The sequence below is a fragment of the Thermostichus sp. MS-CIW-41 genome (genome assembly GCF_054058915.1).
In genome coordinates, this window is the sequence record NZ_JBSSBO010000011.1 from 23,268 (window position 1) to 36,098 (window position 12,831).

A 12,831-nucleotide genomic window follows, 5' to 3' on the forward strand; every position below is an offset into this window, starting at 1 on the left:
GATCCCTATCTTCCGCCGACAGAGCAGATTGTCCTCCACCTATTCCTTAAAGGGCAAGGCGGCTTCTTGGGGGGAAAGACGGATGAGGCTGATCCCCTGCTGAATTAGCGTATCTTGAGCAGCACCGGAAAGGGCGTAGGGCCAGACCAGATATTTGGTGTTGATGTAGTCTTGTCCGCGCTTGGCCAGGTTTACCTGTTCCGAGAGCATGCGCACGTCTGGCCCGCGGCTGATAGTGGCTTCGGCCCGGCGAATGCGCTGCATCAGTTGGCTGAACAGCTCTTGGGGCTGCTGTACAAACACCACAATGGCCAAGTCACAGGGGTTGTAATAGTTGCCGATGCCGCAGAGGAGCAGGGCTTCACTGGAGAGAACAAGGGTTTCTTGATCCCCCAGAGCCACCACCGGATACAGAAAGGTGCGCACATCCTCCAGTTGCCAGTGGTTAAAAGAGTGGCTGTCTACCTCCCCCCGCACCCAAGAGGAGATGGCAGGAAAAACTGCTTCGCTCAACAGTCGATAGGCCGTCTGGGGTCGCCCTAGCCAGCAGAGGGCATTTTCGTAGAAGCTCTCGTTCTCCAGCAGGTGGGGGGTGAGAGGAGCAACCATGGGCAGATCCTCAACGGGCTTTCTCCAGCATGCCTACTCGGGGATGGTTAAGGCAATTTTGCCCAGAACGGATCCCTGCTCCAGCAACCGGTGGGCGGCAGCCGCTTCGGCCAGAGGAAAGGTGTGGCTGAGCTGGATCCGCAGTTGGCCTTGGTCGATGAGGCGGGCACATTGCCTGAGGATTTCCGCCTGATTTTGTTGGGCGTTGGTCAGGCTTTTCAGCATCGGGGTGAGCATCAGCTCAAATCCCACCCGCAAGTTGCGGTCGCGAGCCACCCGCCAGTCGATCTCTGGGGCCGGGGCCAGCAGGGTGACGATATCTCCGTACACGCGCACTGCGGGGAAGGTCTGCTCCAATAGCTTGCCGCCCAAGGTATCTAGGGCAAGATCCACCCCCTCTCCCCCTGTCCAGTCCAAAACGGCGCGCACAAAGTCTGTCTGCCGGTAGAAGATGGGCAAGCCGGCGCCTAGGGAACGGACAAACTCCGCCTTTTCCGGGGTGCTCACGGTGGTGGCCACTTTGGATACCCGTAGACGGGCCAGTTGAATGGCCACATGGCCAACTCCACCCGCTCCCCCGTGGATGAGCACACTTTGGCCGGCCTGGAGACGCCCCCGGTCGTAAAGCGCTTCCCAGGCGGTGATCAGCACCAGCGGGGCAGCAGCAGCCTCCGCAAAGCTCAGAGTTCTGGGCTTGGGAGCCACAAAACGCTCGTCCACCACGATCAGCTCGGCGTAATTCCCCGCCTGCCTGCCCAGACCCCCGTGGCAGAAGTACACCTCGTCTCCCACTGTAAAGTGCCTAACTCCGGATCCCACGGCTTCCACAACGCCGGCACCGTCACACCCCAAAATGGCGGGCATCTCCTCTGGATAGAAGGTGCCCCGTTGCCGCAGTTTGGTGTCGATGGGGTTGACGCCGGCTGCCCTCAGACGGATGCGCAGCTCCCGCTCGCCGCGAATTTGGGGCTCAGGTACTTCTCGGAGCTGCAGAACCTCTGGCCCGCCGGGCACACTCATGACTACGGCTTTCATGCGCTCAAGTTGTCAGCTTCAGTTGGGTTGGCCCGCTCAAAGGATGCAGGGTAGAGTTTGTTCTGGTGATGAGAAGATGGGAATCTCCCCATTGGGGTGTTGCTTTGCAACCCTGCGGAGTCTTGCAGCTGCTCTCTAGCCTATTTTAGCTAAACCGCCGAGAAGCCCCGCGCTGTATGCGCAGGGTCAACATACCCACGCAAAACCGAAGCCGTCACCCCACTCCATGAAGCAATAAAAAGGCTAGTGGCTAGTGACTAGTCACTACACACTACTCTACAGGGCGGTGGGGCATCCCGTCCTTTTCGCGTCAGCGGGACGTAGTCCTTAAGCTCAGGAAATGTGTAAACTACCCGACCCTGACTGCTTCGCAGTACAGAGCAGGCTTTCGGTAGCCCTGCAGTTGGCAAGCCAACCACGAACCTCTAGGCTGGTTTACAGCAGCCCCCAAGAGCGCAATCACATTCGCACCATTCAAATCCGCATCCCCTTCCCATCCACAGTGTCCACACTTAAACTTCTTTCCACTGCGATAGGATTGCGCAGGGTCGGGATGAATGTGCAAACACCGGTGGCAGGTCTGCGACGTGTAGGCAGGCGGCACAAGAATCAGAGCAACCCCCGCACGCAGAGCCTTGTACTCCAGAAAATGACGGAGTTGATAAAACGCCCAACTATTTGCCCGCCTACGCTCTGTCTTGCTGCGTGGCTGTTGATTGACCCTTTCCCGAATCCCTGTCAGGTCTTCCAGAGCAAGAGCGCTATTTGTCGCCTTTGCCCTAGAGACAATAGCTTTGGAGATGCGATGATTGACCCACACTTGAAAGCGTCTTTCCTTGCCAGACAGCCGTTGCAACAGTTCTCTGCATCTGCGCCGCGAACTGCGGGTGCCCTTACTGGCTTTGCGTTGGAGTACCGCCCTCAACCGCGAGTGATGGTCTCGGACCTTGTTCAACTGCTGTCCATTCCAATTGTCCCCCTCTGACGTATGGGCAATATCTGTCCTTCCAAAGTCCACCCCGATCACCCTGTCGGTATCTTGTTGCTTGGGCGGGTTTTTCTCTACGCAAATCTGGATGTAGTAGGAGCCGTCCTTCCGCTGGACTAGGGTGGCAGATTTGGGGTTAGAACCAGCCAGCATCCCACGCTGGTAGTTGCCAATGGCTAGTTCAAAGCGCTCTCGCCCCTCCACCGTGGTCAGCGACACCGACCAGTCTTTCTCGCGAAATGAGAAGATACGTGCATCGTAGGTAACGAACCTACGCTTGAACTCTTTAACCGGACGGTTGCGCTGTCTCGCCACTTTGCGAGCGCCCGCCACCCGTCTGCACACCTGTTGAGCCAAGTTACTGGACAAGCCGAACCGGGCTCGAATCTCGTAGTAGCAAAGGGATTGCAGTTTAACCGCGTTGACGATCTTCTCCGGCGTGTTCTGGTTGACCCAGTTCAATGCCTGCACAAAGACATCCATCGTCGCGTCCAATTTGGCGGCTTGCGACTGGGACGCCTTGAGCTTACAGGAGACGGTCAGGACTTGGCTCATAAGTTCATTGTACTTCATCAAAGCGCATTCCTCCCAGCACTGACCCTACGGGTACAGTGCGGGGCTCCTGCGATTTCTAGCTGAGAAGCCCGCGCTGTGTGCGTAGCAACCCTGCGGGAAGCTAGCTACAGCGTCGGGAGTATGTCACGCAGCCTGCGACTTCATGGGCTCCGAGCAGGCCAAAATGAACTGGTCGATCTCCAGCAGGATGCGTTCTGCCTCGGCCAGAGAGGCCGGTACGCTTGCCAGCACCTGGGCATCTACTTCCGCAGCCTGCTCCGCTTCTTGCAAGAGGTTCATCGAGTCATGGCCGAGCAGGAGCTCCAGCTCGTTCAGGGTTACCATGGCCAGTTGCTGTTCGGCTTGATGGAGCTTATTTCGTAAAGTCTGAACTTGTTCGGTTTGCGCCTTCAGCCCGACTTCCGCCTGCTCCGCGCGAGACATAGCCAGTTGTGCAGCCTGCTGGGCCTCATCCCGCTGAGCTTTCAAGAAGGCCATCTCTTGCTCCAATTGGGCCAATCGCTCCTGCAGGCTGTAAATGTGCTGATCCCGGTCTCCCAAAGCTCGCTCCAGCTCGCGATTTCGAGCCTCCATCTGCTGACAAGCTTCGTTCGCTTGGGCCAGCTGTTCCGCCAAGTTTGCCATTTCCTCTTCCATGTTGGTAAGCCGACTCAAGCGTTCCAAAACCTGAGCATTTTCGGCTTCCAGTTTCTCAATCAGCGCTTGAGCGCTCAACAGTTCTGCTTTGGTAGAGTCCAGCTCGCCGCAGACTTGGTCGTAGTTGGCGATTAGCTCGCCAAGCCGGGCCTCTTTGGCTTGCAGTTCTTCTCGCAAGGAGTTCATCCAGCGGTCGCTCTGCTCAATCCGCTGTTGCAAGAGCGGCAGTTGAACCAGAGCTTGTTGGGCAGCACTGAAATAGCCAAGGAGTCGTTTGATGTAGCGCTGTAGGCGGCTGTGGGACTGATCCAATTTGTCGAAGGCTTCGTTGAGAGAGAGATAGGCCTCGCACAGTTTCATGTAGCGCCGAGCCACAGAATCAGGATGATCCATAGGGTTATAGAGTCCAGGTGGGGGTGCCGTGTCTATTTTATGCTGTTCATTCTATTGGCCAAGCCTGGAGAAGGAGGCATTTGATACAACAACTGGGGGCTTAATTTTACTTTAATATCCGGTGCCCCAATCTCTCTTGCGAGCCAAGGCCAAAGATTCTGCCCCAATACAGCTTCAGACGTTACCCACAGGCTACACAGAGACTAAAGCGGCTCCTCAAAAGCAATTGAAATCTTGTCTTGACCACACAACCGGTTCATCTACATATTTAGTGTTCATGAGAAGATGCCCACGAGCTCTAGCGCTAGATGTGCTGCAAAAGTAGGGCTCTTCATGGCTCAAACCGGCTGCGCATTGGGGATCCCTAGCTTCTCCAAATAGGCGGCTGCCCGCAGCAGTTTGGCTTCTTGATAGGGGGCGGCCACCAGTTGTACGCCAAAGGGCAGGGATCCGCTCTCGCGCAACGGCACTGAAAGCACCGGCAGGCCGATAAACGAGAGGGGCTGAGTGTAGAGGCCGAGGTTGGGCCGAGTGAGAACCTCTACCCCATCGATCACCATCTTCTCTTGGCCGAGCAAGGGGGCAGAGCAGGGGGTGGTGGGGGCAATGAACAGATCGATCTCCTGAAAAATGGTCTGCACCTGCTGGCGATACCAGCGGCGAAAGCGCTGCGCCTGCAAGATCCAACTGGCAGGCAACAGGGCTCCGGCCAAAAAGCGATCCCGGGTGGCCGGGTCAAAGTCGTGGGGGCGAGTTCGCAGGTTGGGCAGGTGCAGGTTGGCTCCCTCGGCAGCCGTGATCAGGAAGGCGGCGGCACGGGCGCGCTGGGCTTCCGGGATCCGCACAGTCTGGCCGACCCCCAAGGCTTGGGCCACCTTTTCTACCCCGGCCAAGATGGGGGGCTCTGCCCCTCGGGCAAAGTAATCATCCGCCACCGCGATGCGCAAGCCCTCGATCCCCTGCCCCAACTGCCCAAAGGTGGGATCCACAGGACGCCGGGTACAGACGGGATCTTGGGGATCCGGCCCTTGCATGACATCGAAGCTGAGGGCAATATCGGCCACCGAACGGGCCAAGGGGCCCACGTGGTCAAAGCTGGCGGCAAACAGAGCCGCTCCTGCCCGCGACAGACGGCCATAGGTGGGCTTGAGGCCGTAGACGCCACACAAAGAGGCCGGTACCCGAATCGAGCCGTTGGTGTCGCTGCCCAGGGCGAGAGGCACCAAACCTCCTGCTACCGCTGCTGCCGAGCCGCCGGAGGATCCCCCCGCACTGCGGCTGAGATCGTGGGGGTTGTGGGTGGGGCCGTAGTGGCTGTTTTCGGTGACGAAGCCGTAGGCGTACTCGTCCATGTTGAGGGTGCCCACCAAGATTGCCCCTGCCTGCTTGAGACGAGCCACCACCGTTGCATCTTGGATGGCCGGGGGATTTTCGCGGTTGATCGCCGAGCCAGCCAGGGTGGTGAGGCCGGCCACGTCAAATAAGTTCTTGACGGCAAAAGGCACCCCTGCCAACGGGCCTACAGGGATCCCTTGAGCCACCTGTCGATCCACCTGCTCCGCTGCTTGCAGAGCCGATTCCTCCAGCACGGCTGTGAAGGCATTGAGCTGGGGATCCCGCCGGCGAATCCGCTCCAGACAGGCGGCCACCACCGCTTGGGCACTCACGGATCCCTGGCGGACAGCCCTGGCAATAGAGACCGCGTCAGCGCTGCCGAGAAGGTGGGGATCCCCGGTCATGGCTGAGGGTCAAAGGTGGGATCTGGCTCAACTATCGGCGGCAACGGGAACTCCAGCACCTGTTGAGCAATGGGCAGAAAGCGGGCAAAATTTTCGATCACCCCTGCTCGGTGTTCAGGATGCAGGGGCAGTTGCAGCAGTTGGGCCATTTGATCGACGTAGGTTTCGGGATCCCAGGGCTGCATGGTTTTGGGGTCAGGGAGCCGATTGCAGCAAAAATACCACCACTAGCCTCCAACAACAAGACCGTCGTTGGCTAGGGAGCGGCCATCTGCACAGCGTTGCCCTGCAGCGACCAGAGACGCTCGTTGGGCAAGACAGGGCGGGTTATCGCCTGCCGTTCCAGCTCATTCAAAGCAACGCGACGGCTATGTGCAGAGCGATTGGAAGCAGCGCTGGCTTGCAGGCGTTTGCGGAATAGGCGCAACTGCTGCTGCTCCGCGGCGGGAGAGACATGCTGGGCAAAGAGGGGATGCAAGATTTTCTCCTCCTGATCAAACTGAGCCCGCAATTGCCGATAGAAGTGAAGGGCAGCAGAAGGATCCACCTGCTGCGGGGTGCGCTCTGATTGGTGCAAAAAGCGCGTCAGCTCTGGAATCTGATCCCGCAGATGTTGCTCCAGCCGCTCAGTTTGGGCGCTGAGGTGGGGATCCGCCTGGAGAGCCGACCTGAGCAGGGGGTAGAGAACATGGCGCTCCAGTTGAATGTGGCGGGAGAGGCGCTGCCGCAACCTTTGTACACAGAGGCGTCGCTGCTCCAGATCCAACTCCGGCGCTCGAGACAGGCGAGTCAAAAACTGCAGGATGACGCGGTGCTGTTCAGCACAAAGGGCAACCAGCGTACCGGCAGAGGTTGCTCGCGTCAGCGGGAGGGACTCCTCAGAAGACATGGCAGTTGACAGCAGAGAAGTTTCATCTCAGCTTAACTTTGTCAAGAAATGATGGCCTGCGTAAGGGTACGGGAATAGCGCAGGTGTCTTGGATACACTCGGGCAGCAATCCTGGGAAAAGTTGTCCAGATCTGAACTCCGGCAACGCCACTCTCTAGGCTTGCACAGGCCAGCGGCGTTTCCAAGCAGAAGTGGGCTCCAAAGGGGATCCCTGCTGTTCCCGTTGGCGTTGCAGACGGATTTGCGCTCTATCTCCTTTCAAGGTGGGATCCCGGTAGGGCACGGCAGCGCGAGTTTTCAGGTGCTCCCACTCCATGGGGGAAAGAGGCGGCAGGTGGTCAGGTTGGGGCGAGGCCACTGTCCCCGGCCAAGGACGACCTACCGGGGGGGTAGAGCCGATGAAAAGCCCTGCTTCCAACAGAGCCGCTCGCACCGCCGCTGCACAGGAATAGGTGGCCAAAATGCCGGTTGGTCGCATCCGTTCAGCCACGGCCCGCAGGAAATCCACCGTCCACAGCTCTGGGCAAACAGAAGGCGAGAAGGGATCCAAAAACACCGCATCTGCCCACCCCAGCGGCACCTGCAACACCGTTTGCCGGGCATCGCCCCACAGCAGCGTTCCGCGCCAGCGCTCCGATTGCCAGGATCCCTGTTCAATCCAGTGTTGCCATTCTTGCCCAAAGCTCCAGTCGGATCCCACCCCTGCCTGCCAAGCTTGCCGGGGTACTTCCGGGGATCGCTCCAGGCCGATTACCTCCACAAGACAATCGGGCCGGATTTGCCAAATGGTTTCTAGGGCAAGGCCGGAGTTGTAGCCCAGGCCAAAGCAAATATCCAAAAGGCAAATGGGCTGGGCGGGATCCCGTTCCAAAGGCAGCCGATCCAGCCGGCAAGGGCGGACAAACTTCTCCAAAGCCTCCTGGGCGGCACCACTGACGTTGTGAAAAGCCTGTCCAAACTCTTCCGAGAAAAAGGTCAGGGATCCATCCCCTGTGGTCAGCACCTGCCACCGAGTCTCCATCGCTTGCTGTTGTCTCTATTTTCAGTTGGGCGATTCTTTGATAGCTTGAGAACGTTGAGATGTGTTTCGCAGCTCACCGGCAGGGCTCTCAACATCCCTGGCCAGAAAAGGTGTTTCAACGGCTATGTCTTTACTGGATTGGTTTGCGGAACGGCGCAGACAAACCTCTCTAAACCTGACAGGTAGCAGCCCCTTCGACAAAGAGCGTCAGGTAAGAGAGATTGCCGACGGCCTCTGGCAAAAGTGTCCTGCCTGTGACACTCTGACCTACACCAAGGATCTGCAGCAAAACTGGCAAGTCTGCCCTAGCTGTGGGCATCACCATCGCATTACAGCTCCAGAGCGGCTGGAACAGCTTTTGGATCCCGGATCCTGGCAGCCCCTGGACGAACACCTGGCTCCCACGGATCCCCTACACTTTTTCGACCAAAAGCCCTACTCCGAGCGCCTGGCCTCTTATCAGGAGCGCACTCAGCTCAAGGATGCCATCGCCACAGGGCTGGGGAGTCTGGAAGGGATCCCGGTGGCGATTGGAGTGATGGACTTTCGCTTCATGGGCGGCAGCATGGGCTCGGTGGTGGGAGAGAAGATCGCCCGCCTCACGGAACGGGCCACCTGCGATCACCTGCCCTTGATCCTGTTTTCGGCTTCGGGGGGGGCCCGCATGCAGGAAGGGATCCTCAGCCTCATGCAGATGGCCAAAACCTCAGCCGCCCTACAAAGGCACCGCGACGCCGGACAATTGTTCATCTCCGTGCTCACCCATCCCACCTATGGCGGGGTAACTGCCAGCTTTGCCATGCTGGGAGATTTGATCCTGGCCGAGCCGGGCGCGCAGGTGGGGTTTGCCGGGCCGAATGTAATCGAGCAAACCATTGGCAAGGGCAAGCTGCCAGAAGGCTTCCAAACCGCCGAGTACCTGCTGGCCCAAGGGCTCATCGACGCGATTGTGCCCCGCACTGAGCTGCGCAAGCGGCTGGCCCAGTTGCTCTCTATGCACCGCCCCCGTTTGCATGTGTCCCTTCCCTCCATAGACTCGGAGGCTTTAACCCTGCAACCTATGCTGTAGGTAGATCCGCCTAAGATGCGGAATTTGTGGCCGAGGCCGGATCCCTTCCCTGCGGGGGATGGAGTTCCTGCTAAGCTCTGGGGCGGCTCTTACTTCATGGGTTTACACGGCTTCCCTCTGGCTTGTTGGGAGAGGAGCTGGGGGCGAGAGGGCAGATGTTTTTGGAGGGAGCCGCGCTGTCCCTGGGGATCTTCACAAGATTTCCTGGTGGGCGGTAGCGGATGGTGTTAAGGTGGGGCATGAGGTCTTCACTGGAAACGATGGATTTCAAGCTGCGCATCCGTACTGCTGAAACTCCGCAAGGGCAAAAACTGGCAATTGTGCCCCTGGAAGGTCGTTTTGACGCCAAGGCCGCCTCAGAAGTTCGGCAATTGCTCCAGCAGGTTTTAGATTTCGGTTACACCAATATGTTGATCGACATGTCATCGGTCACTTTTATGGACAGCTCTGGGCTGGGGGTGTTGATCTCTGCTTTGCGCAAGTGCCGTGCTGCCGGGGGCAACCTCAGCCTCTGTTGCGTGCCGGAAAATGTGGCCCTCGTCCTCAACCTCACCTCTATGGAAAAGGTATTGACCTGCTTTAGCGACCTGGAGACCGGCATCGCCAACTTTTCCAGCGCTCCCACGGCTCGTTAGGCCGACATTAGGCCTTACTTTTGGGGATCCCCCGATGCTCTTTTCAGCCCATCAGCGAATTCTGGTGATCCCTCTAGCAATTTTCTCAACAATCTTCAGCCATGCCCCAGACCGGCCTCGATACCTTTCAGCTTCTCTACCAGCACCACCGTGGCCCCAGCTTCTGCGAGCGCATGCTGGCAACAGCTCCTGGGCGCTTTAACGAGGCGTTTTGGCAGTTCTGGCAGATGCACATCGAGCCCTGTCTGCCTCCTGCACCGCGCTTGTTGGATCTGGGAACCGGGCCGGGGTTTGCTCTGGGTCAGTGGGCGCAACGCTATCCCGGAGGACACTTCATCGGGGTGGATGTGATGCCCTACATGTTGGAGCGAGCGGCGGCAGATTTGAAGGGGATCCCTGGAATCCAGCTGCTGCAGGCCGACCTGCACGACCCTCACTTGCCGCTTGCGGCCAACAGCATCGATGCAGCTCAGGCAGTGGTGGTGTTGCACGAGATGGTGCAGCCCTTGCGCTTGTTGCAGGAGGTGTTGCGTCTACTCAAGCCGGGGGGGCGATTTTTGCTGGTGGATTGGGTGCGCGCCCCGCTCAGCCTCTACTTCGATGCCGATACAGAGGCCCAACTCTTCCAGTCGGACACGCCTTTGGAAACGCTGCTGGATCAGTTTACCCACTTCTACGAGCACAATCGCTTCAGCGCCGAAGACCTGGTGTGGTTGCTGGAGAAGGTGGGTTTCGCAGTGGTGGCTCAGCAGCTCTACAACCAAAATCGCTTTGTGCGACTTGCAGCCGAAAAGCCTATCTCCTGAATGTCCAACTGCCCATAACGAGATGTTTTGGACTACGGAGTGCAGAATAGACCAATAAACAGAACAGTGTCCAAATCAATTCAGATTACTCTCGCTGTTTTCGTTCATGGCTGCAGGGATCCAATGGGCAGGCTGCGCCTGGGCAAACACCTGCACTTCAGTGCTCATCTTGCGCAGTTGGCGGGCTAACTTGATTGCCTTGTCGCGGGGAAGGGGTGGGCTCACCACCGCCGGCAGACAGCCCAATAGGGGTTTCAGGGCCGTTTTGGGCAGGCGTGCGTAGAACGATAAAGCCGAGAGGATCTCCTCTTCAAAATAGGGGTTGCGATACTCTAGGAGGCGCACCTGATACAGCTCTGGGGGAAGAGGCCGTCCTTGGGTTAAGCGAATCAGGGATTCCACCGTTCCCATCACATAGAGTTGATCGCCTTCTTTCAACAGGGTCTTGCCCTCTTTTTGCCAGATCTTGGGAAAAACACAGGGTTTCCCCGGTCGGGAGCGATGCAGCAAGATCACCAGGTCATAATCCTGGGCCAGTTGGCGCAAGGATAGCCCCAGGTAGTGGCAATCGGCCGAGACCTCCAGCAGCGTCACCAGCAGAGTTTCCCCCTGCCAAGCCAGAGTGCCGTAGACGGATCCCACCAGTGCTGCTGTGGCAAAAGCCCGTGCCCCCAACCCGGTAGCACTGTAGCTGATCCCCAGGGTCTGCATGTGGCGCTGCATGCGAGCCGCCAATTTGGGATCGGTAACCCGCAAAATGGTGCGGATCCCCGGCTGCAGGCTGTGGGCCGTCAGGGCCGTCTCCAGGTTGGTGAGATCGTCAGGGGTGGTGCAGATCAGGCAGCGGCTGCCTTGAATGCGAGCCTGCTGCAGCGTGCTTGCCAGGGCATAATCCCCACGAACCACCACCGCTCCCTCCCGTTCCGCTGCCTCCAAGAGAGGGTTCTCGCTATTGGGATCCACCACCACCACCTCGTAGCCCATCTGCCGCAACAACTGCAGCACCAAATAGCTCAGCCGCCCCAACCCTGCGATCACCACATGATCCTCTTTGGGCATACGGGCAGCCCGACCCAAGCCAAAGCGACTGCTCACCAATTTGTCGGTCACCAAGCCGTAAATCAACCCCACCAGGGCAGCCCCCACCAAGGTCATCATCACCGCCAGCACCTTCACCCCCAGCGGTGTTTCCGGCTGTTGAAAAGCCTCAATATCCCCGTAGCCCCCTGTCAGCACCACGATCGTCAGCAACAGCCCATCGATGAGGGGTTTGCCGATCATCCTGAAGTTGATCACCCCCAGCACCAGCATGGCCCCCAAGGTGAAGGTGAGGGTGCGCACGATGGGCTTGACCTGTAGGAGTCCCTGCACTCCTCTGCGCAGCCAAGACCCAAGGGATCCCCGCCCCAACGACCTGCCTTGCCGTTGTTGTCGCTTGTCCTGCATCTGGCCGCTGGCCCAGCGCTGTGCCCGTGAGGAGCCCCGTCGCCCGTTGCGTTCCAACAGTTGCAGGTAGGCTCTGGGATCGCAAATGACCAAAACGCGATCCCCCTCCAGCAGCTCTGCCTCGTGGTCAAAGTCGTCGAAAACTCGCTGTTTGGAAAAGTTAGAAAGCCCATCCACCGGGTAATGAAACAGCACCCGCGCCCCAAAAGTTTCCTCCAGCTCCGAGAGGGACATATGCAGCAGGCGGGAGTTGTATCCGATGGTCAGCTCCACCACGTTCCAGAGGGTGGTCTCTTGGTCTGAGACGAAATAAGCCGGATCTGCCAGCTCTGGCGGGAGTGTGGCCGGCTGGGCTTCCAACTGGGGCAGCTCAAAGTAGCCAACAAATTCGTCGGAAACAGCCTTAAGGGCAAAAGCCGGGGCAGCCAAAGCCGCCACCGATAGGGAAAAATGCTGCGGCAAAGCCGAGTCGAGATAGCGGGCAAGGCTGTGGTTGAACAGACGGGAGACGACACGCACCTGTGGATTGAGATCTCGAATCAGCAAAGCCAGCTCGAAATTGGCTTGGTCATCGTCCTCCAGGAGCAGCGCCACCCTAATCCGCTCGATCCCAGCCCGCTGCAACACCCCCGGCTGGCGGGGATCCGCCTGTAGGTATTGCCACTGCTCTTCCAAATGAGGGGGCAGATCGGGAGCAACTACTACAGCGCGATGTCCAAAAGCTTCTAGGGCTTGGAGAGTGAGCTCCACCAAATCGTTGTAGCCGCAGACCAGGATAGAGACGCCCGGATCCCTGCTATTCTCTTGCACCTGTGCATGAGGCGATCTCGAAAGGGAGCTCACCATAGCTCTGTCATCTACCCTGCTCCCTTTATACCCGAAGCCTCTTCAGCTTTCGCGAGTGCTGTCAATACCGCTGACCGCAAAGCCCTGGGTAGAGACCCGTTGCTCAACAAGACCGGCTGCGTTGCTGGCCATCTCAGGCGCTG

The 12,831-nt window shown here is 58.5% G+C and carries 12 protein-coding genes; 3 read left to right on the plus strand and 9 right to left on the minus strand.

Annotated elements, in window-relative coordinates:
* Positions 1-39 precede the first annotated feature (39 nt).
* The 8 genes from ACVWXE_RS05215 to ACVWXE_RS05250 form a co-directional block, all read right to left on the minus strand.
* On the minus strand, positions 40-609 hold the full coding sequence (locus tag ACVWXE_RS05215; RefSeq protein ID WP_414332236.1) for a hypothetical protein: 570 nt from the start codon (positions 607-609) through the stop codon (positions 40-42).
* A gap of 33 nt (positions 610-642) precedes the next feature.
* Positions 643-1,644 carry a zinc-dependent alcohol dehydrogenase family protein gene (locus tag ACVWXE_RS05220; protein WP_457489746.1) on the minus strand — a complete coding sequence of 334 codons (1,002 nt, stop codon included), beginning with the start codon at positions 1,642-1,644 and terminating at the stop codon, positions 643-645.
* Between the two features lie 349 nt (positions 1,645-1,993).
* Positions 1,994-3,187, minus strand: a complete 1,194-nt coding sequence (locus ACVWXE_RS05225; RefSeq protein ID WP_457489772.1) for an RNA-guided endonuclease InsQ/TnpB family protein — start codon at positions 3,185-3,187, stop codon at positions 1,994-1,996.
* A 144-nt stretch (positions 3,188-3,331) separates the two neighbouring features.
* Entirely contained in the window at positions 3,332-4,237 is a 906-nt protein-coding gene (locus tag ACVWXE_RS05230; RefSeq protein ID WP_457489747.1) for a hypothetical protein, read from the minus strand.
* Positions 4,238-4,575: 338 nt separating this feature from the next.
* On the minus strand, positions 4,576-5,976 hold the full coding sequence (locus ACVWXE_RS05235) for an AtzE family amidohydrolase (RefSeq protein ID WP_457489748.1): 1,401 nt from the start codon (positions 5,974-5,976) through the stop codon (positions 4,576-4,578).
* The gene (locus ACVWXE_RS05240; protein WP_011430915.1) at positions 5,973-6,161 is read right to left on the minus strand and encodes a DUF4089 domain-containing protein; all 189 of its coding nucleotides are present in this window, start codon (positions 6,159-6,161) and stop codon (positions 5,973-5,975) included. The genes ACVWXE_RS05235 and ACVWXE_RS05240 overlap by 4 nt, the downstream gene beginning before the upstream one ends.
* A 71-nt stretch (positions 6,162-6,232) precedes the next feature.
* Positions 6,233-6,865: a hemerythrin domain-containing protein gene (locus tag ACVWXE_RS05245; RefSeq protein ID WP_457489749.1), complete on the minus strand. Its 633-nt coding sequence runs from the start codon at positions 6,863-6,865 to the stop codon at positions 6,233-6,235.
* A 154-nt stretch (positions 6,866-7,019) separates the two neighbouring features.
* The gene (locus ACVWXE_RS05250; protein WP_457443888.1) at positions 7,020-7,886 is read right to left on the minus strand and encodes a tRNA (5-methylaminomethyl-2-thiouridine)(34)-methyltransferase MnmD; all 867 of its coding nucleotides are present in this window, start codon (positions 7,884-7,886) and stop codon (positions 7,020-7,022) included.
* Positions 7,887-8,010: 124 nt separating this feature from the next.
* On the opposite strand from ACVWXE_RS05250, the gene accD reads away from it, so the two are divergent.
* The 3 genes from accD to ACVWXE_RS05265 all read left to right on the plus strand — a co-directional run bounded on the left by accD (position 8,011) and on the right by ACVWXE_RS05265 (position 10,396).
* On the plus strand, positions 8,011-8,955 hold the full coding sequence (gene accD / locus ACVWXE_RS05255; RefSeq protein WP_457443890.1) for an acetyl-CoA carboxylase, carboxyltransferase subunit beta: 945 nt from the start codon (positions 8,011-8,013) through the stop codon (positions 8,953-8,955).
* A 239-nt stretch (positions 8,956-9,194) separates the two neighbouring features.
* Positions 9,195-9,590 (plus strand): STAS domain-containing protein, encoded by a 396-nt coding sequence (locus ACVWXE_RS05260; RefSeq protein WP_238376804.1) that lies wholly within the window; start codon positions 9,195-9,197, stop codon positions 9,588-9,590.
* 101 nt (positions 9,591-9,691) lie between these two features.
* Complete coding sequence (locus tag ACVWXE_RS05265) at positions 9,692-10,396, plus strand: class I SAM-dependent methyltransferase (protein ID WP_414407702.1); 705 nt, start codon at positions 9,692-9,694, stop codon at positions 10,394-10,396.
* A 75-nt stretch (positions 10,397-10,471) separates the two neighbouring features.
* Here the strand turns inward: ACVWXE_RS05265 and ACVWXE_RS05270 are convergent, their stop codons facing one another.
* A complete protein-coding gene (locus ACVWXE_RS05270) occupies positions 10,472-12,652 on the minus strand; it encodes an NAD-binding protein (RefSeq protein WP_457489750.1) in 2,181 nt (726 codons plus the stop codon).
* Positions 12,653-12,831: the final 179 nt, after the last annotated feature.